The following is an 18337-nucleotide window of genomic DNA, read 5'->3' as shown; positions in this document are numbered from 1 at the left end:
GTGTACACAGGGAAAACCACCCGAAGTGACCGAGCGGCGAGTGCGGTGCGGAGCCGCCGGCCGGCTGTCAGGCGCCGGTTGACGTCCACTCCCGGCTCGGTGGCCGGGGCGGTAGGGGACGCCGGTCCATCCGGGGCACGACGCGGTGCACGGTCGCCAGGGTCAGCGCCATCACCAGGCAGGCGGTGCCGCTGATGGCGGCCGCACTTCCGGCGTACGCCACGAAAAGCCGCCGCCGGGTCAGCCCGTCGATGTTCGCGTGCAGCCCGGGGTCGGCGACTGCCACGGCGAAGATGCCGCCGGCCACCAGGGCCACGCCGGCCACCGCGAGCAGGGAGACGGCGTACGGATGCGCCTCACGGGTGGTGGCCCGGGCGAACCTGGACTGGGCGAGTACCAGGCAGAACCCGCCACCTGCCGCCCAGCCGCCGACGATCAACAGGGCCGCCACGGCGTCGCTGGGCCGGTGCCACCCGGCGGACAGCGTGGCCACCGCCGTCAGCGCGGAGTAGCCGGCGCCGAGCACGGCGGCCGTGCCGCGCAGGGCGGGCGGCAGCACCAGGACGAACGCGACAGCCACCGACGCGGCGACCGTGGTGTGCCCGCTCGGCAGGCTGTTCAGCCCGGCCGCCGTCTCGCCCTTGACGCCGAGGTCGGGGCGATGGATCACCACGTGCTTGAGCACCTGGGTGGTGAGGTTGGCGCCGGCGACCACGAGGGTGGCCACCAGCGCGAGCAGTACCCGGCGTCTGGCCAGCGCGATGAACCCGATCAGCAGGGTCGCGGCCGCGAGGGACGCCACCGAGACCACGTCCAGCACGCGGGTTACCAGCGTGTGCACGTGGGTCTGGCCGACGACGTTGCCCGCGAGCGCCACCGAGTCCAGCAACTGGCCGTGGTGGGTGCGGACGAAGATCCACCACACGGCCGCCAGGGCGACGACGAACGCGACGGTCAGGGAGAACAGCCAGGACGCGGTGACTCCACGGGAGCGGCTCGGCATGCGATCACGGTAACCGCTCACCCTGGGTGCCCGGTCGCTTCCCGGTGGCCTCATCCCCGACGGGCGGACGGCGCTCGTTCAACGCCGCGTCGACCCGGGCATGTCTCACATAACGGGCGGCCGGCGCTCCCTGTGGAATGCGGATGACCTACGCGGGCGTTGGGCAGTACAGTGGTGCGGGTCGGTCGGGTACGCCCGATCCGGCGCAGCGGTACAACCTTGACAACTCAACATGGGGGTGAACGGTTTCGACTTCGTGCGATCGCTTCAGGGGAAGCGGGCCGAGGACCCAGGGTTGTCTCGTTAACGATCCCTGGAAACCAATAAGTGCCGATTCCAAGCGCACTAACTTCGCTCTCGCCGCCTGAGGCGAGCTGACGAAGGGTCAACCCGGGAGTGCCTTCGGCCCGGGATCTGATCTCATCAAGAGGGCTCACCTGTACGGACCGGCCACTGGGCCGTACGGGAAAATGAACGGTGGCTGGGCCCGTCGGCGACTTGCCTGTGAGAGCGCCGGGGCCGAGTAGAACGTCTAACAGGATGCGCCCGGAGAAGCCCTGAAACATCGACGAAGGACGCGGGTTCGATTCCCGCCACCTCCACCAACAGCAAAGCCCCTGGCCAGAGCCCTCTGGCCAGGGGCTTTCGCATGCCCGCGAGTGAATGGCGAGCCGAGGCTCGGCTACTGGCCCGGACGTCGCTTCCGGGTCATTGCCATGTGCGTCTCGTCGGCTGTGGGCGCGCGGGTCGGTAGCGGCAGGAACGACGAACGGTCGGTCCGGATGCCGTCCAGGAACAGGGCGAGATAGCGGGTGTAGAGCTCAGGCTCGATCCCTCGGCTGCTCTCCATGATCGCGGACAGCCCGAGCTGGACGAAGATCAGGTCCGACTGGTCGAGATCGGGACGTACCACACCTTGGCCCTTCGCGCGCTCGACCAATTGGTGAATCAGTGGGGCGATGCGGTCGCGGGCGTCGCTGACGCGGTCAAGACCAAGGGCGGCGTCGTTCATGATCTGGTTGAGCCCGCGGTCGCCGAACTGCATGTGCAGCGAGCGCTCCAGGAACGTGACCAGGCCGGCCCAGGCGTCCGGGTTCTCCAGTGCCTCGTTGGCCGCCTCCGCGATGTCGCGCAGCCCGTCCTCGAAGAGGGCGTCGATGATCTCTTCCTTGTTCGCGAAGCGGCGGTAGGCGGTTCCGACGCCGACGCCGGCGTGGTGAGCGATGTCGTTGAGGGTGACGTCGAGTCCCCGCGAGGCGAAGAGTTCCCGGGCGGCGGCAAGGAGTCGCTCACGGTTGAGCGCGGCGTCCCTGCGCAGCGGGCGTTCCTTGGCCTCGGTCACGCGGTCAGCGTACCAGCTAAACGGATTGACGATATCCGCTTAGCTGGCTATCGTGAGCACAAGTGGATAGGTCATATCCGGATGTGGTTCCGGGCCCCAGGGCAGCGTCGCGCGACAGAAGGAGCAGCACGATGGAGGTGACAGCGACCATCGACGACACCGCGGCTCGGACCCGTCAGCGCAACTCCGGTTTTGCCTTGGCGGCAGCCGTGCTCGGTTTCTTCGTCGTCACCCTCGACGCGGTGGTGGTCAATGTCGCGCTTCCCTCGATTCGCACGGGTCTGGGTGGCGGCATCTCGGGTCTGCAGTGGGTGGTGGACGGCTACACCCTGATGTTCGCCACTCTGCTGCTGTCCTCCGGGTCCTTGGCGGATCGCATCGGCGCACGCCGGTCCTTCGGGCTGGGGATCGGCCTCTTCGTCCTCGCGTCGGTCGCTTGCGGAGCGGCGCCCACCCTTGGCCTGCTGATCGTGGCGCGGTTCGTGCAGGGGACGGCCGCGGCCATTCTCATGCCGGCGTCTCTGACGCTGATCAGTCAGGCGTACGACGACAAGCTGCGCCGCGGGCGCGCCGTCGGCATCTGGGCGCTGGGTGGAGCCGTCGCGTCGAGCTCGGGCCCGCTGCTCGGCGGAATCCTGACGCTGGTCGACTGGCGGCTGATCTTCTACATCAACGTTCCTGCGGGCGTACTGGCCCTCTGGCTGTTGCGCCGCACGGAGCACTCCAGACGACACGCTGTGCCGTTCGACTGGATCGGCCAGGGCGCCGCTGTCGTGGCGATGGCGGCTTTGACGTTCGGGGCCATCGAAGCGGGTGCGGCGGGGCTGACCGACCCCTTGGTCCTGGCCGCGTTCGCCGTCGCGGTCCTCGGCGTTGCCTCGTTCGTGGTGTCGCAGTCCCGGGTGAAGCACCCCATGGTCCCGCTCACCCTGTTCGGCTCACGGACCTTCCGCATCGCACTCGGCACCGGATTCGCGTTCATGGTCGGCTACTACGGTCTGCCGTTCATGGTCAGCCTCTACCTGCAGGGCCCCCGCGGACTGACGTCCTTGGGGACCGGTCTCGTCTTCGCGCCGATGATGGTGATCGGTCTGATACTGACACCGTTCTCGGCTCGGATCGTGGAACGCTTCGGCGCTCGTCTGCCGGTCTGCCTCGGGTTGCTGGCCATGACCGTCGGCCTCGGCGTCTTCGCCTTGCTGCCTGCCTCGACGCCCCTCGCAGTGCTGTCGCTCGTGATGGTGCTGGTCGGAATGGGCGGGCCGCTCACCATGCCGCCGATGACGGCGGTCCTGCTCAATCACGTGCCACCACGAACGACCGGTGTGGCCAGCGGTGTCTTCAACACCAGTCGCCAGCTCGGCGGAGCCATGGCGGTGGCGGTGTTCGGCGCACTGCTCGCGAACAGCGCGTCCTTCATGAACGGCCTGCGCGACAGCCTGCTGCTCGCCGCGGCAGTGCTGCTGGTCACCGCGATCGCCGGCAGCCGGCTGCCGCGGCACCAGACGTCACGAAGGTCAACAACCAAAGGAGATTCCCTGTGAAGTACACCCGAAGCGGCGGTAAGACGGCAGCCGGACCGCAGGCGCAGTTCACCGGCACCGTCCAGGTCGATAGCGTCCGAACCCCCGATCAGCAGACGGCGATCGGCTGCGCGCACGTGCGGTTCTCCCCGGGCGCGCGCACCGCGTGGCACCACCACCCCAAGGGCCAGACCCTCTACGTCACCGACGGAATCGGCCTGGTCGCCACCCGCGAAGGCGGCGTGCAGGAGATCCGACCCGGCGATGTCGTCTACATCGAGCCGGGCGAGGAACACTGGCACGGTGCGACCCCCGATCGGTACATGGCACACATCGCCATGCAGGAGGCCGACGAGAACGGACAGGTCGTGACCTGGCTGGAGCACGTCACGGACGAGGAGTACGGCGCCTGAGGCCGGCAATCCGGGCGCGGCATCGCGAGAGCGGCCTTGCCGCTTCAGCGACGCCCATACGTTCATCCGCCAGAATCGAGTCAAGGACCCTGCTCAGGGAGGCGCCGTGGCAATGTCGGCCGATCGGTCCGCGTTCGCTCTTGACGACGACGCCGATGAGGCCACCGCGATCGCCGCTCACCAGGAAGGCCTGCGCGTCGTGCGCGGAGGGCTTCGGCGCGTCTGGATAGACGCCATCTCCGACAGTCCGTGGCCTCAGCAGGCGCAAGACGCCCTCCGCGCCCTGCTCGACCTTGCCGAACTTCATCACACCAGTGACACAGGCATCGAGGTCAATGTCGGCGATGACGACCAGTTCGACCTGGTGGTGGCCCTGTCACCGTTCACAATCAATGCGGAGGGCTGGGCTGAGTCCGGCAAGCAGATCTACAGCGCGAGCGACACAGGAACTGGCCTGTGGATGGCGCTGACACCGAGGGAACACAGCGAACTCCGTGAGCGGCTCCTCACCCTCGGCGCCGACCCCAACGCCATAATCCCCCAGCCGCCGAGAAAGCGCCCTTGATGGACGTTCAGTCTGACCCCGGCGCGACCCCAACAACCTGCCACGCCGGGCGACGACGAGCACCTGCTCGACGAGCACCCAGAGTGCAAAGCAGTTCGCATGCCCGTACGGGAGTTCCGGTCCATACTGGTCCGCCATGGATCTGGACGAGTACCAGCGCGGCGCTCTGCGTACCGCCGCGCCGCGGGACAAGAAGAACGAGCTTCTCCACCTGGTGCTCGGACTGGTCGGTGAGTCGGGCGAGATCGCCGAGAAGTTCAAGAAGTGGGTACGCGACCTCGACAGCGACGAGTCGCGGATCGACCGTGACCACATCGCCAAGGAACTCGGCGACGTGCTGTGGTACGTCGCGGTGCTCGCCGACTACCTCGACCTGTCGCTCGACGACATCGCGACGGGCAACCTCGCCAAGCTGGCCAGCCGCCAGGACCGCGGCGTCCTGGGTGGTAGTGGCGACAACCGCTGAGCGCTGCTCGGTGTGGCCACGCCGCGGCTGATCACGCAGCGGTTGATCACACCGTGTCGGGAGCGGGTGGTGCCTGCACCTGCGGACGCGCCAGGTGCCGGCGTACGGCCGGCGACAGCAGCATCGCCAGCTGCGCGGCGGAGGTGTGCGACGGGCGTACATGACCGAGGCCGCGGCGCAGCCGGCGGCGGCGGCGAAGCTGAGCATCTGTAGCCAGCCGGCGGCGAAGTCGAGGGCGCGGTCCGGCTGGATCAGCCGGGACACGAATCCGGGGGAGGCGAGTCCTCCGACAAGGAAGAACGCGCTCGCCGCGACGACGACCAGCGGGACGAACCGCCACCAGACCAGCGCCACCATCACGGCGAGCGCGAGGTCGATGAACGGGCCGGGCCCGTCATAGCCGGGAGCTTCGTCACCGATGGCGGCCAGGACCAGGGCTGCGCAGGTGGCGATCAGGAGCAGCTGGTGCCGGCCGTGGGTACGGCCGATCGCGGTCCAGGTTGCCCAGGTGCGTGGGGATGACTGCGCCGAATCCAACGGTCGGTGATCGTCGCGCGGTGTCTGGACTGTCACGTCACAGCCTCCTTCTGCGGTGGCGAGGAAGTGGCTGCGGACGGGATCGAACCGCCGCTCCAGCGTGCCTGGCGGGTTCGTGGCCGCTCATCGGTTCGAAGTTGCGACGTCCTCTCCACAACCGCGCACCTCGTGGCCCAGGCCCGGCCCCACCCGGCCGCGCTCGGCGGGGCAGTGGTGGACGTCGGCGGCGCGCGAGCGTTGCGTCCGTACGCCTGTCCCTCATCCCGCTGATGTAGGACCGGTTCAGCTCAGGGATGACGCGCACGGGGCCGATTCGGGTGAGCATGGGTACCGATCCGGAGGAGGCGACGATGGCACCAGTGCGCGCGGAGGCTTCGGTCTCCACCCACGACGACCGCGACGACCGCGACGACCGCGACGACACAGCGGCGCAACGCGGCCTTGACGCTCTCCTCGTTCTGGGCCCGCTGGTGACGAACGTCGGCGGCGTGCTCGCGGTGGCAGCCCACAACGGCACCTCGGGAGTGCTCGGCGGACCCGGGACCCTGCTTCTGCTCGCCGGCCCTGCCCTGCTGTGGTGGCGACGGCGACAACCGACGCTCGTGCTCGCGGGATGCGTGGCCGTTACCTGGGCCTACCTGCTCGGCGGATTCCCCGACGGGCCGGTCTACGGGCCGTTGATCGTGGCGGTGATCAGCGCCACGATCAACGGCGCCAGGCTCGCGGCGTACGCCGTCGTGGTGGGCACTCTGCTCACCCGACTGGGCGTCGTCGTGCTGTCCGGCGCCGCCTCCTCGTCCCTGGTTTCCACCACCGGACTGGCGGCCTGGCTGGCCTTCCTGCTTGCGGTCGGCGAGTTGCTCCGGCACCGCCAGGAACTCGCCCGGGCCCGGCACCAGCGCCTGCTGATGACGATCGCGGCGCAGGCGGACCAGGCTCGCCGCGAAGCCGTCGAGCAGCGGCTGCGGCTGGCCGGGGAAGTTCACGACGTCCTTGGCCACCAGCTGTCGTTGATCAACATCCAGTCCAACGCCGGCCTGCATCTCCACGCGACGCAGCGCGACGGAGTCGCCGACGCGCTGCGGACCGTGCAGCAGGCGAGTCGCCAGGCTCTGGAGGACGTACAGGCGTTCCTCGACAGCCTGCATGACCCGGACGAGCGCCTCACCCACGCCCCTGCGCCCTCACTCGGCGAGCCCGAGAGCCTGGTTTCCGCCGCGCGCGCAGGGGGCCTCGACGTACGGGTCGAGGTGACGGGCACCCCACGGAGAGCTCCCGCCCCGCACGATCTGGCTGCCAGCCGGGTGGTGCTGGAGGCCCTGACGAACGTCCTCAAGCACGCCGGCCCGGTCCCGACCTGGGTTCGGATCGACTACGGCACGGATCTGCTCACCGTACGGGTCGACAATGCCGGCCCACAGCTTCCCCCGTCCGCGCGCCTGCCGCGAGGCGGCCACGGGATCGCAGGCATGCGGGCCCGTCTCGAAACCCTTGCGGGCACGCTGAAAGCAGGCCCTGCCGACGGGTTCGCCTGGTCGGTGCTCGCCGAACTCCCGCTGAGGATGGAGCGCTCGTGACCCGTGTCCTGTTGGTCGACGACCAGCCACTCGTACGGGGCGGGTTCGCCGCCATCCTCGACGGGGAGGGCGACATCGCGATCGTCGGCGAGGCCGGCGACGGAACGGAGGCGCTCGAGCAGGTCCGCGCCACCGACCCGGACGTCGTCCTGATGGACATCCGGATGCCCGGGCTCGACGGCCTCGAGGCCACCAGGGCGCTCACCGCGGACCCGGCCACGGCCCACGTGAGGATCATCATCCTCACCACGTTCGAGCTGGACGAGTACGTCTTCGAGGCGCTGAGGTCCGGGGCGTGCGGCTTCCTGCTCAAGCACAGCAGACCGCAGGACCTGGTCGATGCTGTGCGCGTCGCGGCCGCCGGCGACTCGATCCTGTCTCCCAGTGTGACCCGCCGGCTCATCGCGGAGTACGCCCGACGGTCCAGGCCACCCCGTCCCGACCATGGCTACCGCGGTGACGAGCTCACCGACCGGGAGCGTGAGGTGGCGATCCTGGTCGCCCGCGGTATGGACAACGAAGCGATCGCGGGTCACCTGTTCCTGAGCGAAGCCACGGTGCGCAGCCATGTCAGCCGCGCCATGACCAAGCTGGACCTGCGCAGCCGGGCGCAGCTGGTGATCTTCGCGTACGAGACCGGACTGGTCACAGCGGGCTGGAACCACGACAACTGACACCGCCGTACGACGCCCCAACGGGCCAAGTCTTCGCTGACCAAGGGGAACACATGACCGGTGAGCCGGCCAGGCCGGGAAAGGCCCGCAAGGCGTGGTTGACGTTCGTCGTCGCCGTCGTCTTCGGCGCGGTGCTCGTCAGCCCCTACCTGCTCCTGGACATCGACAACAGCCGCCTGGACGTCTACGGCGAGGGCCACTACGCCCTCCTTGTCGCGCACATCTTCACCGCGCTCGTCGCCCTCGTCCTGGGCCCGCTCCAGTTCGTGCCCGCCATCCGGGCACGCAGACGGGTCCATCGCACGATCGGCCGCGGCTACCTGCTCGCCGGAGTTCTTCCCTCGGCGCTCGCCGCCGTACCCGTGGCCCTGCTGTCCGGTCGCATCGTCACCCAGATCGGCCTGACCGTCCCCGCCGTCCTCTGGCTCGTCACCGGCGCGCTCGCCTACCGTGCGGTTCGCCACGGCGACTACCGCGGCCATCGGAACTGGATGATGCGCAACTACGCCCTCACGTTCCTCGCCGTCACCTCACGCGTCCTCGTCCCGCTGCTGCTCATTGCCCAGATCCCCTTCAGCACCGGCGCGGGCTCCATCGCGGACAAGGCCTCGGGCACCATCCCTGTCGGCCAGGCTCTCGGCTGGATCGTCAATCTCCTCGTGGTGGAAGTCCTCATCAGACGGCGCCGATCGGGCGCGGGCATGCCCCGGCCGGACACGCTGGTCCGCACGCCGGGAGTGGCCGATTGACGGCGGATTCCGGCCCGATATTCGGGCGGCGTCAGGACGAGGCCTGCAGCAGGGTGGCGGCGCACTCGGCGGCGAGATCCTCGGCGTGGCGGGGGATTCGCTGCCCGGAGCGGTAGTACCGGCGTACGACGGAGTACGGCAGATCCACGATCGCCATCCGTAGCAACTCCTTGTCGCGGTCGGAGGTCCGGCCGAGTCCACGGCCGATCTCACCGACGGCGCGGGCCACCCGGCGGTTGCCGCGGCGGTGCCGCTCGCGGTCCTCCTCGGGCCACTCCGGCGCGTCGAAGTCGTCGGCGGCGTACAGCAGGATCGTCGCATCGGCGGGATTCGCCCGGCTCCAGGCGACGATGTGGCGAGCGGCGGACCGCGCGGCAGTGAGTGGGGTGTCCTGCTCGACCGCGACCAGGAAACCCGCCTGGAACCTTTCCAGGGAACGCAACCACAGCGCCGCGAGCAGCGCCGGACGGCCCGGGAAGCGGTGGTAGACCGAGCCGCTGGGCGCTCCGGCCGCGCGGGCGACCGCCGCCACCGTGACCGCGCGCGGGCCCGCGTCGGCGACCAGGGTGGCCGCGGCGTCCAGCAACCCGTCGACGTCGTGCCGTGGTGGTCTTCCCATGGGGTGAGTGTAGGAGCGGCGGCCGTCTGGTGACGCGGGACGGTGAGGACACCGATTTCTGGGCAAGCCGACGACGGGAAGACTTTGGTTGTACGAACGACCGCTTGGGTCGGCCGTGCGCGTAGCTTGAGATCTACCTTGATTCGTCTTGTGGGTAAGGGGTTTCCCGCACGCCTGAGCCGATCTTGCCCGGTAAACTCGAACACGTGAGCGACGGCAGTGAGTACTGTGGCGGCGACCTGGGCGATGGTCCGGGTCGTCGCCGGGTGCTGCCTGCCGGGTTTGCTGATGTGGCGGGTGGGCCGCGGCTTGCGGTGTTGCTGGCTTCGGTGGATCGCGGGGTGTGTAACGGGTTTGAGGTGGAGGAGCGGGCCAGGGCGTGGCGGCGGTTGATCGGCTGGGCGGAGGCCGAGTGTCTGTCGGAGGTGAACGAGCTGGCCTACGCCTACCCCGGTATGCCCGACGAGCCGGCGCAGCGCAGTGCCGAGATGGACCCGATGACCCAGGCCGTCCTGGAACCTTTGCTGCGGTGGTCGGGCTACCACGCCAGCTGGTATTTGGCGCTGGCCCTCACCCTGCCCCGTCTGCCGCGTGTGCGTGCGGCGCTGGCGTCCGGCGGGCTGGAGCTGCCCGACGTGCGGGCGATCGTGGACCGGATCACCGACGCCAAACCAGACCTGTGGGATGCGATCGAGGACGCGATCTTCCCCAAGGTGCTCGAACTTCGGGGCGGATTGTTGCGGGCGAAGGTGGAGGCGGAGGTCGTGAAAGCCGATCCCGAGGCTGCTGGCAAGCGGCACCGGGAAGCACGGACGGGGCGGAACGTCGCGATCTGGCCCGCCGTGGACGGTGTCGCCGACCTGGCGATCCGTGGCCTGTCCGCTGACCAGGCCGCGGAGGCGTACGGCTACATCGACGCGATCGCCCGCGCGGTGAAGTCCGCCGGTGACCCGCGCAAGCTGAGCCAACTACGCGCGGACGTCGCCTTCTCCCTGCTCAGCGGTGCCGCCGACCTCGTTGACTGCTCCGCCCCCACAGCCACCCCCGACCAGGGCGAGAGTACGCAGACGAAGCCGGCGGCACAGAACACAGCGGCGCAAGGCGAGTCTGAGCAGGACGACCTTGAGCAGGACGACCTCGAGCAGGACGACCTCGAGCAGGACGACCTCGAGCAGGACGACTTTGGGCAGCGGCCTGCAGAAAGCGACTTTCCACAGGAGTGGGCCGACGGCGAGCAGGTCGACACCGAGCAGGTGGACACCGAGCAGGTCGAAGACGAGCCGCCGGCCCAAGACGACATACGGCCCGCGAGGGCGAACGCGCCGGCGCAGGAGGAGACCGAGCGGGCGCAAAGCCAGACCGAGCCCGAGCCCGAGCCCGAGCCCGAGCCCAAGCCCGAGACCGAGACCGAAACCGAGCTGGCGCGGGGCGACACTGACCAGGGTAGGGAGGGGCACTGTGCTGTGCACCGGTTCCCCGACCACGACCTGCACGACAGCTGGTGTGAGTGTGGGAACTGTTCTCCGGCACCGGTGGCCAGCTGCACCGTGTGTGGTGCGGCCGCGACGAACGGCGTCCGAGTCCACGACACCGCCGCCCACGACACCGCCGCCCACGAGGCCGCCGCCCGCACCGCCGAGCCGCCGGGTAACCCCGACCCACCGGATCCACCTGATCCGCCGGGCCGGCCTGATCCGCCGACAGGCAACTCCACACCGCCACCGCCGTGGACCTCTTCGCAGCCGAGCTGGGGTCCGATACGAACGCGCTCGAAGATCCAGCTGAACATGCCGTTGACCACGCTCATGGGACTGTCCACCCGTCCCGGGGAACTCGGCGGAGTCGGACCGATCATCACCGAGGTGGCTCGCCGGATCGTGGCGAACCACCTCGACAACCCCGAAGCCCGCTTCAGCGTCGGGGTGACCCATCCGGTCACCGGACGGTTACTGCACCTGCATCCGATACCGGCGAGGTTCCTGCGCGGACTGCAGGCAGAGCTCGTCCATGCCCGCGACCAGCGCTGTGTGTGGACCACCTGCCGCAGACCCGCCGCGACCTGCCACCTCGACCACAACACCGAGTACGCCGACGGCGGAGAAACCTCCGTGGACAACATCGCGCCGCTGTGCCCGCGCCACCACAAGGCGAAAACCGAACGGGACTGGAAGCTGAAGCAGGCCGGGCCAGGAGAGCACACCCTGACCGACCCGTTCGGCCGGAAGTACCACAGCGGAGCACCCTCCCTCACCGACCCGGAACCAGCCGATCCGGAAACTGCCACCCCTACCGCCTCCGCCGCCCCCGCCGGCGCACGGTCGGCCGAGGACGACCTACCGCCGTTCTGAGATCAGTCCCGGTCGGCGAGTGTTTTGGAGACATCCCTCCAAAGTGACATCTGTTTTGGAGTACGCTCTCCAAAACGGTTCCGAATGTTGGAGGAGACGACATGAGGTTGCCGCAGGTGTGGGGTGCCCGGCCGGAGGAGATGGTCGCGGAGTACCCATGCGACGAGTACTTCGACGGTCCTACGACTGCGTATTTCCGGGCTGTGACGGCACGCGCCGACGTACCCACGGTCTTTCGCTGGCTGTGTCAACTGAAGGTTGCGCCCTACAGCTACGACCTGGTGGACAACCGCGGCCGGCGGAGCCCACGTCAGCTCACGCCCGGGGCCGAACACCTCGAGGTCGGCCAGCGATTCGTGCGGATCTTCACCCTGGCCGAGTTCACCTACGACCAGCACCTCACGCTGCTGCTGACCGACCGGGCAGGACGCCGCGCGTTCGGCGAGCTGGCGATCACGTACACGGTGAGACCGGACCCGCACGCGTCGCCGGGGCAGGACAAGACCCGGCTGGTGGCAAAGCTCGTCCTGCCACCCGCACGACACCCCGCCGCACGGCTACGCCAGTCCCTGCTGGGTTGGGGCGACCTGGTGATGATGCGGGCCGAACTGCTCAACCTCGCCCACCTCGCCGAACGCACCGCGCGAAGCCGGCCGTTGACCGGTCAGGCGCGCCCTGGTGCCTGACGGCTCTGGGCGGCTCCGCGCGGCTCCGGGCGGTGCGTTCGGCGACGGGCTGCTCGCCTACCCGATGACCTGGTAGCGGACGAGCAGACTTCCGCTCGGTGAGGTCGTGCTCTCGATCGACTCGAGCCGAATCGCCGGCAGGCCTTCGAGAAGCCGCTGCCCGCTGCCCGCGATCGCCGGTGCGATCACCAGCCTGAGCTCGTCGACGACGCCCGAGGCCAGCAGTGCCCGGGCGACCGAGATGCTCGCGTGTACGCCGATCTCGGCACCGGGCTGGTTCTTCAGCTTCCGTACGAACTCGACCAGGTCGCCGTCGATCACGTTCGAGTTGGCCCAGTCCCGATCGAGCGGGGTGGAGGTGGCGACGTACTTCTCGACTCCGTTGATGAACGTCGCGAACGGCTCGATGTCGCTGTCCGGCCAGAACCCGGCCCACACCTCGTAGCTGCGCCGGCCGAGAACGACCGAGTCCTGCCCCTTGATCACCGCGGCGAGGTTGGCGTCCATCTCGTCGTCCCAGGTGGTGATGAAGTCGTCGGGACTCTCCGCGACTCCGTCGAGGGACAACAGTTCGTACACGACGACCTTGCGCACTTCAACTCCTCGGATTGGCGTGGACCTTCGGCATGGACCTGCTGCCTGGACGACTGCGCTCGCGACCGTAACTCATCGGTGCGCTCCTCATGCGTCGCCGATCGGACAGGCTCGGGACGGCTCGCCACCCGGGTCGGGGAGTTTCAGGAAGGGCGCCGGGGCGCGCGGTGCACGCGGCGCCGGCGGCTCGGCCGGTCGTGAGCCGGTTGCCGGGCTAGTCGTCGGCGAGCTGCCGGGCGATGGTGTCCGACCAGGCGTCGACGTCCTTCCAGTCGCGGAAGTCGCCGTACTTCCCGCGGATGCCCCGGTAGAGCACCCGGCCGGCCCGCGACAGATGCCCCGGCTCGATCGCGCCGGCGAAGACGTGGTGGTCACGCGGACCGATCGTGTCCCTGAACTGCCCGACCACCTTGGGTGCCTCGCCCGCGAGCATGCCGGCGAACCGGAAGCCCTGCTCCGCCGCGGCCGGGCCGAGACCCACGCTGAACAACCACACCGGCCGCCGGACGAGCGCAGCCGTGTTACGTCGTACGTACGCCTGGGCCTCGGTCGGCCAGGCGCCGCCGTACAACCCGCACCCGAGCACCGCCGCGTCGTATCCGTCGGCATCGGGCGCCCGGCCCACCTGGTGCACCTCGACCTGGTTGCCGTACTCGTCCAGACTTGCCGCGATGCGCTCGGCGATGCCGCGGGTCGAGCCGTTTCTGCTCGCGTACGCCATCAGGACCACAGCCATGGTGCGAATCCCCTGTCGCCGAGCCGGTCAGGAGGAAGGCTCGCCGGACGGCGGCCGTCCGGTCGGTGACCCGTCGGTCGGCGACCCGTCCGCGCCGAGTTCGCGGGCGAGCTCGTGTGCCCACGAGTCGATCGCCTGCTCGTCCCGGTAGTCGGCGGCCCCGCGGCGCCCCATCCGCCGGGCCAGGCCGAAGAACCCGCGCGCGTCCTCGCGCAGCCGGCCGCCGAACGTCCGGTGGCCGCGGGCGTGCACCTTCTCCGCCGCGGCCCGGGCCGTGTCCACCGGCGGGATGTCGCGTTCCTCCGCCGACCGGTCCAGTGGGCCGCTGCTGAACACCCACACCGGATGGCCGGCCAGGTCGTCCCCGAACCGGTCGGCGAACTCGCGGGCGTCGTGTTCCCAGCGCCCGGCGTAGATCGCGCTGCCGAGCACGCAGGCGTCGTACCCCCTGACGGTGTGCACCGCCTTCGCCGGGGCGACCTGCACGTCCAGCCCGGCCGAGATCAGGTCCGCGCCGATCCGCTCGGCGATGCCGGCGGTCGCGCGGTTCCTTGTCGCGTACGCCACGAGCACGCGCGTCGTCACCATGCACCTCCCCGCAGGTCACTCACGCGGCGCCCGGCACACCCTCGTACCTCGGCGCCTTCGACCATGGGATCCCGCGCCCGTACGACCGGGACAGGGGCGGAGGTCCCGTCGGCGGCCCGCCAGGGCACGACCCGGACGGGGCGGGTTCATCCCCGGCGGGTGGTGTCGGAGCGGACCGCACTGGTCAGCCTGCTGATGCGGGACCAGTGACCAGTCCGGCACGGCCCGGCCGAGGGGAGCGCAGTGATGCCGTCCGACCCGAGCGCCGCCGGCTCCGCCCCCAACGGCTCGCCACCGGCTCCGGAAGCCCTGCCGACGCAGGAAGCCCTGCCGACGGGGGAACCGCTGCCGCCCCCGGAACCGCCGCAGACTCTGGAACCCCCGCAGGCCCTGGAGCCGCCGGAGGTGACCGCCCCGGCGCCGGAGGCTCGATCGCCCCGGCCGGGCGAGGGCGGGCGATCCGGTCCGCGGCACAGTCGAACCAGTCGCGGACCCAGTCCCAGAACCGGTCGCGGGACGAGTCGCGGCGTGGCCACCGTCCTGGTCGCCCTGGGGGACAGCTGGGGCGCCGTCCTCTTCCTCGGCTGTACGAGTGTCCTGCTCGGCGCCGCGGTGGTCGCCTGGCCGCACGTGAGTCCGGACGCCTGGCCGAGCCCCACCACGAGGATGATCGGCGTCCTGCTCGGCGCCCAGATCCTGCTGTACGGCCTGTGCCACCTGCTGCGGGCGATGGCGGCGCCCGACGTGGACGGCGGCCGCCGGGTCCTGGTGGCGCTGCTCGGCATCGAGGCCCTGGTCGTGGGGGTCCTGCTGGTCCGAGGCGTCGGTGGCGTCCGCGGCACCGTGGCCATGCTCGGTCTGATGGCCGGGTTGTTCTGGCTGGTGGCGGGGGTGATCGCGGCCCTGTCGGAGTTCGTCGGCCGGGCCCGGCCCGGGCGCGGCCCGGCCATGCTGGGCGGCCTGCTGGGGATCGGGGCGAGCATCGCGGTCCTGTCGTACCCCGAGGCGTCCCTCACGGTGGCCGCGACCGTCCTCGGCGGCTACGCGGTCGTCCTCGGCGCGCTGACCATCGTGCAGGCGTTCCAGGTACGGCAGACGGCGACCGACCGGCCCGCCGGCCGGGACCGGGGCCGGGCCGGCCGTGGCGCCGCGGCAGGAGGCTGAACCGGCTCGTACGCCGCGTGCCGACTACACCGGCGCGGTGTACGGCTCCCTGCTCGCCGGCTCGGTCGTGGCCGGCGCCGGGGCAGGCGACCACCCGGTGGCCCCGCTGGACCTCGGCATCGCCGTCCTCGCCACCGGGGTGGTGTTCTGGCTGGCGCACGTCTACGCGCGCCTCATGGGCAGCACCGACCAGCCCGACCTGCCGATGGCACGCGTCCGGGCGGTCGCCAGGCACGAGTGGCCGATCGTGCAGGCGGCGTTCCCGCCGTCGGTGCCGGCCTTCGCGGGCGCCCTGCTGGGCTGGCCGGCGAACCTGACCAGCTGGCTGGCGCTCGCGGTCGCGGTCGCCGGCGGGGTGCTCTGGGCGGTGGTCGCCACCGTCCGGGCCGGCGCGGGCCGCTCGGTGATCGTGTTGTCGGCGTTCGTCAACCTCGTGCTGGGGCTGGCCATCGTCGGCGTGAAGAGCCTGGTCCTGCACTGACGTCCAGTGCAGGACCAGGCTCCGCGGCGCGGGTCGGCAGGCTCGGGCTCAGGCGGGCGCCGACCTGCCCTGCCCGGGAATGCGGCCCCGGCCACGGGCGGCCTGGGCCTCGCCGACGAGTTCGGGGAGCTTGCGGACGCTGAACGCCGCGAAGATCTCCGTCACGCCGTACAGGATCATGCCGATCCCGACCAGGTTGACCAGGAGCAGCACCTCGCGACCGGGCGAGCTGATCGCCCACATGCCCAGCACGATCTCCAGAGCGCCGAGGATGAGCCCCGCCCACCACATGCGCCGCCCGACCGAGGCCAGGCTGGCGACGAGGGTGAAGATCCCGCTCAGCACGAGGTACCACGCCACGAACACCGAGAGGACGAACAGCGTCTTTCCCGGCCACACGAAGGTCGCCACCCCGGCCGCGATGCCGAGGACGCCGCCCACGATCCACAGCCAGCGCCAGTTGTCCGCGCGTGAGGCGTGCATGAACTGCGAGATCCCGCCGAGGATGAACGCGATGCCGACGAGGATGGCCAGCGTCGCGATCGCCGCCGGGCGCAGGCTGAGCACGAACATGCCGTACAACGTCCACAGCACGCCGACGGCGAGGTAGAGCCACCACAGCCTGCTGACCGACTCCGCCACTTCCATCGCCGGCGCCTCGCCCATCCGGGCCTCCCGGGCCTCCCGGGTGCCCATGTCCTCAGCTCGGGTTCCTTGCGGTGTCTGTTCGGGAATCTGCGCGCCCTGTGCCGTGGGAGCCCCGCGCTGGGGGCGCTGGGGCGTCTCTGGGGATTCGCCTGACATCTCCACCCCTTGGTTCGGGTCCGGCTGTGCCGTGGCACACCTGGACGGCCTTCCGCTTCGCACGCCGGTCCGGCGTACAGGTGAACGATGTCTCCCACGATCTGTCCGCGGCTCATCCTGATCGGGTGAAGCTCACGGCTCGCGTGGTGCCGGCGCGTACCCCGGGCGAACTCCTGGCCAACTTCCGCCGTCCGCCTGTGTCGCGAATGGTCGGAGCGGGACCGATCGAGTTGGATGGGGCGCATGGGTAGGTCCACCGCACTCGTCCTGTCCGCCGCGTTGGTCGCGCCGATGCTCGGTGCCGCGCTCACCACCGGCTCCGCCGCCGCCGCACCGAACTCCGCGCCGAACGCCGCACCGCGTCCCACGGCTGCCGGCCGCCACGACCCGGCAGTCGGTACGCCACGCCTGCTCGGGGTGCGGACCGTGCCGAAGGGGCTGGTCGTCGGCGGCCTGTCCGTCGGCGAGCTCTCCGGCATCGACCGCGACCCGCGTACCGGTGAGTGGTACCTCCTGTCCGACGACTCCGAGGAAGGCCCGGCGCGCTGGTTCACCGCCAGGTTCGAGGTGTCCGGCGCCGGAGTGGGGGAGATCCGGTTCACCGGCGCCACCGCGCTGGAACGCACCGACGGCTCGACCTTCCCGCCGTTCGCCACCCCCGACCCCGAGGTGGCCGACCCGGAGTCGATCCGCGTCGACCCCCGCGACCACAGCCTGTACTGGACCAGCGAGGGCAAACGGGTGGTGCCCACCGACGGGTCCGCGCCCGCGCTGATCGACCCGTGGATCCGGCAGGCGAGGCCGGCCGGTGAGTTCGTACGCCAGTTCGCCGGGCCGGCCGATCTCGCGATGCACGCCGACGAGGTCGGGCCACGGGCGAACGCGACGTTCGAGGGAATGACCCTCACCACCGACGGCCGCCGGCTGGTGACGTCGATGGAGGGTCCGCTCTACCAGGACGGCCCGCTACCGACCGTCGACCACGGCGCCCTCACCCGGCTGACGTGGTACGACAAGCGGACCGGCCGGCCGTTCCGCCAGCTGGCGTACCCCCTCGACCCGATCCCGGTGGCGCCGAACCCGCCCACCGCGTCGGCCGACAACGGCGTCAGCGAACTGCTGGCGGTCGACCGGCACCACTACCTCGTCCTGGAACGCTCCTACGCCTCCGGCGTGGGCAACAGCATCCGGCTGTACGAGATCGACGACCGTGGCGCGTCGAACGTGCTACGGCGGAAGAGCCTCGCCGACGGCGGTTACCGGCCGGTGCGCAAGCGCCTGGTGGCCGACTTCGCGGACTTCGCCGACGCCGGCCTCCCGCACGTGGACAACCTGGAGGGCATGGCCTGGGGGCCACGACTGCCCAGTGGGGAACGCACGCTGGTGTTCGTGTCCGACGACAACTACAACCCCAGCCAGGTGACCCAGGTGGTCGCGCTCGCCGTGCGCTGACCGCGGGACCGCCGAC

Annotated in this window: 21 protein-coding genes and 1 other RNA gene; 15 read left to right on the top strand and 7 right to left on the bottom strand. The window is 70.4% G+C overall.

What is annotated here, in order from left to right; translation table 11 throughout:
• Positions 1–67 precede the first annotated feature (67 nt).
• On the bottom strand, positions 68–1003 hold the full coding sequence (locus FHR37_RS16405; protein WP_092880218.1) for a phosphatase PAP2 family protein: 936 nt from the start codon (positions 1001–1003) through the stop codon (positions 68–70).
• Positions 1004–1237: 234 nt separating this feature from the next.
• Here FHR37_RS16405 and ssrA point away from each other — a divergent pair.
• Positions 1238–1608: a transfer-messenger RNA gene (ssrA, locus tag FHR37_RS16400) on the top strand.
• Positions 1609–1685: 77 nt separating this feature from the next.
• Here ssrA and FHR37_RS16395 read toward each other — a convergent pair.
• Complete coding sequence (locus FHR37_RS16395; RefSeq protein ID WP_092880215.1) at positions 1686–2345, bottom strand: TetR/AcrR family transcriptional regulator; 660 nt, start codon at positions 2343–2345, stop codon at positions 1686–1688.
• 131 nt (positions 2346–2476) lie between these two features.
• Here FHR37_RS16395 and FHR37_RS16390 point away from each other — a divergent pair, with 131 nt between their 5' ends.
• From FHR37_RS16390 to FHR37_RS16355, 8 genes are all read left to right on the top strand, one after another.
• Positions 2477–3889, top strand: coding sequence for an MFS transporter (locus FHR37_RS16390; protein WP_092880212.1), 1413 nt, complete (start codon positions 2477–2479; stop codon positions 3887–3889).
• The gene (locus FHR37_RS31705; protein WP_092880209.1) at positions 3886–4281 is read left to right on the top strand and encodes a (R)-mandelonitrile lyase; all 396 of its coding nucleotides are present in this window, start codon (positions 3886–3888) and stop codon (positions 4279–4281) included. The genes FHR37_RS16390 and FHR37_RS31705 overlap by 4 nt, the downstream gene beginning before the upstream one ends.
• Before the next feature lie 106 nt (positions 4282–4387).
• Positions 4388–4846, top strand: coding sequence for a hypothetical protein (locus FHR37_RS16380; RefSeq protein ID WP_139238776.1), 459 nt, complete (start codon positions 4388–4390; stop codon positions 4844–4846).
• Between the two features lie 136 nt (positions 4847–4982).
• The gene (locus FHR37_RS16375) at positions 4983–5312 is read left to right on the top strand and encodes a nucleoside triphosphate pyrophosphohydrolase family protein (protein WP_092880203.1); all 330 of its coding nucleotides are present in this window, start codon (positions 4983–4985) and stop codon (positions 5310–5312) included.
• A gap of 160 nt (positions 5313–5472) precedes the next feature.
• Positions 5473–5712 (top strand): hypothetical protein, encoded by a 240-nt coding sequence (locus FHR37_RS16370; RefSeq protein WP_175542303.1) that lies wholly within the window; start codon positions 5473–5475, stop codon positions 5710–5712.
• Positions 5713–6199: 487 nt separating this feature from the next.
• Entirely contained in the window at positions 6200–7426 is a 1227-nt protein-coding gene (locus tag FHR37_RS16365; RefSeq protein WP_175542302.1) for a sensor histidine kinase, read from the top strand.
• Positions 7423–8100, top strand: coding sequence for a response regulator (locus FHR37_RS16360; RefSeq protein ID WP_092880197.1), 678 nt, complete (start codon positions 7423–7425; stop codon positions 8098–8100). The genes FHR37_RS16365 and FHR37_RS16360 overlap by 4 nt, the downstream gene beginning before the upstream one ends.
• 53 nt (positions 8101–8153) lie before the next feature.
• A complete protein-coding gene (locus FHR37_RS16355; protein ID WP_092880194.1) occupies positions 8154–8849 on the top strand; it encodes a DUF2306 domain-containing protein in 696 nt (231 codons plus the stop codon).
• A 31-nt stretch (positions 8850–8880) separates the two neighbouring features.
• Here FHR37_RS16355 and FHR37_RS16350 read toward each other — a convergent pair whose 3' ends face one another.
• On the bottom strand, positions 8881–9468 hold the full coding sequence (locus FHR37_RS16350; protein ID WP_092880191.1) for a TetR/AcrR family transcriptional regulator: 588 nt from the start codon (positions 9466–9468) through the stop codon (positions 8881–8883).
• Between the two features lie 206 nt (positions 9469–9674).
• On the opposite strand from FHR37_RS16350, the gene FHR37_RS31700 reads away from it, so the two are divergent.
• Positions 9675–11816, top strand: coding sequence for an HNH endonuclease signature motif containing protein (locus FHR37_RS31700; RefSeq protein ID WP_330831744.1), 2142 nt, complete (start codon positions 9675–9677; stop codon positions 11814–11816).
• Positions 11817–11917: 101 nt separating this feature from the next.
• On the top strand, positions 11918–12502 hold the full coding sequence (locus tag FHR37_RS16340) for a hypothetical protein (protein WP_092879965.1): 585 nt from the start codon (positions 11918–11920) through the stop codon (positions 12500–12502).
• Between the two features lie 57 nt (positions 12503–12559).
• On the opposite strand, the gene FHR37_RS16335 is transcribed toward FHR37_RS16340, so the two are convergent.
• From FHR37_RS16335 to FHR37_RS16325, 3 genes are all read right to left on the bottom strand, one after another.
• Positions 12560–13096 carry a dihydrofolate reductase family protein gene (locus FHR37_RS16335; RefSeq protein WP_092879962.1) on the bottom strand — a complete coding sequence of 179 codons (537 nt, stop codon included), beginning with the start codon at positions 13094–13096 and terminating at the stop codon, positions 12560–12562.
• A 214-nt stretch (positions 13097–13310) separates the two neighbouring features.
• Entirely contained in the window at positions 13311–13832 is a 522-nt protein-coding gene (locus FHR37_RS16330) for a flavodoxin domain-containing protein (RefSeq protein WP_092879959.1), read from the bottom strand.
• Between the two features lie 27 nt (positions 13833–13859).
• Positions 13860–14420, bottom strand: a complete 561-nt coding sequence (locus FHR37_RS16325) for a flavodoxin domain-containing protein (RefSeq protein ID WP_092879956.1) — start codon at positions 14418–14420, stop codon at positions 13860–13862.
• A 63-nt stretch (positions 14421–14483) separates the two neighbouring features.
• On the opposite strand from FHR37_RS16325, the gene FHR37_RS16320 reads away from it, so the two are divergent.
• From FHR37_RS16320 to FHR37_RS16310, 3 genes are all read left to right on the top strand, one after another.
• On the top strand, positions 14484–14630 hold the full coding sequence (locus tag FHR37_RS16320) for a hypothetical protein (protein WP_175542296.1): 147 nt from the start codon (positions 14484–14486) through the stop codon (positions 14628–14630).
• Between the two features lie 318 nt (positions 14631–14948).
• On the top strand, positions 14949–15584 hold the full coding sequence (locus tag FHR37_RS32535; protein ID WP_175542295.1) for a DUF308 domain-containing protein: 636 nt from the start codon (positions 14949–14951) through the stop codon (positions 15582–15584).
• 37 nt (positions 15585–15621) lie between these two features.
• The gene (locus tag FHR37_RS16310; RefSeq protein ID WP_202817860.1) at positions 15622–16065 is read left to right on the top strand and encodes a hypothetical protein; all 444 of its coding nucleotides are present in this window, start codon (positions 15622–15624) and stop codon (positions 16063–16065) included.
• Between the two features lie 48 nt (positions 16066–16113).
• Here the strand turns inward: FHR37_RS16310 and FHR37_RS16305 are convergent, their stop codons facing one another.
• The gene (locus FHR37_RS16305; protein ID WP_237768519.1) at positions 16114–16761 is read right to left on the bottom strand and encodes an HdeD family acid-resistance protein; all 648 of its coding nucleotides are present in this window, start codon (positions 16759–16761) and stop codon (positions 16114–16116) included.
• 351 nt (positions 16762–17112) lie between these two features.
• Between FHR37_RS16305 and FHR37_RS16300 the strand changes: the two genes are divergently transcribed.
• A complete protein-coding gene (locus tag FHR37_RS16300; protein ID WP_202817859.1) occupies positions 17113–18321 on the top strand; it encodes an esterase-like activity of phytase family protein in 1209 nt (402 codons plus the stop codon).
• Positions 18322–18337: the final 16 nt, after the last annotated feature.

The sequence above is a fragment of the Actinopolymorpha cephalotaxi genome (assembly GCF_013408535.1).
GTDB lineage: Bacteria > Actinomycetota > Actinomycetes > Propionibacteriales > Actinopolymorphaceae > Actinopolymorpha > Actinopolymorpha cephalotaxi.
This window is presented reverse-complemented; position numbering and strand designations above follow the sequence as displayed.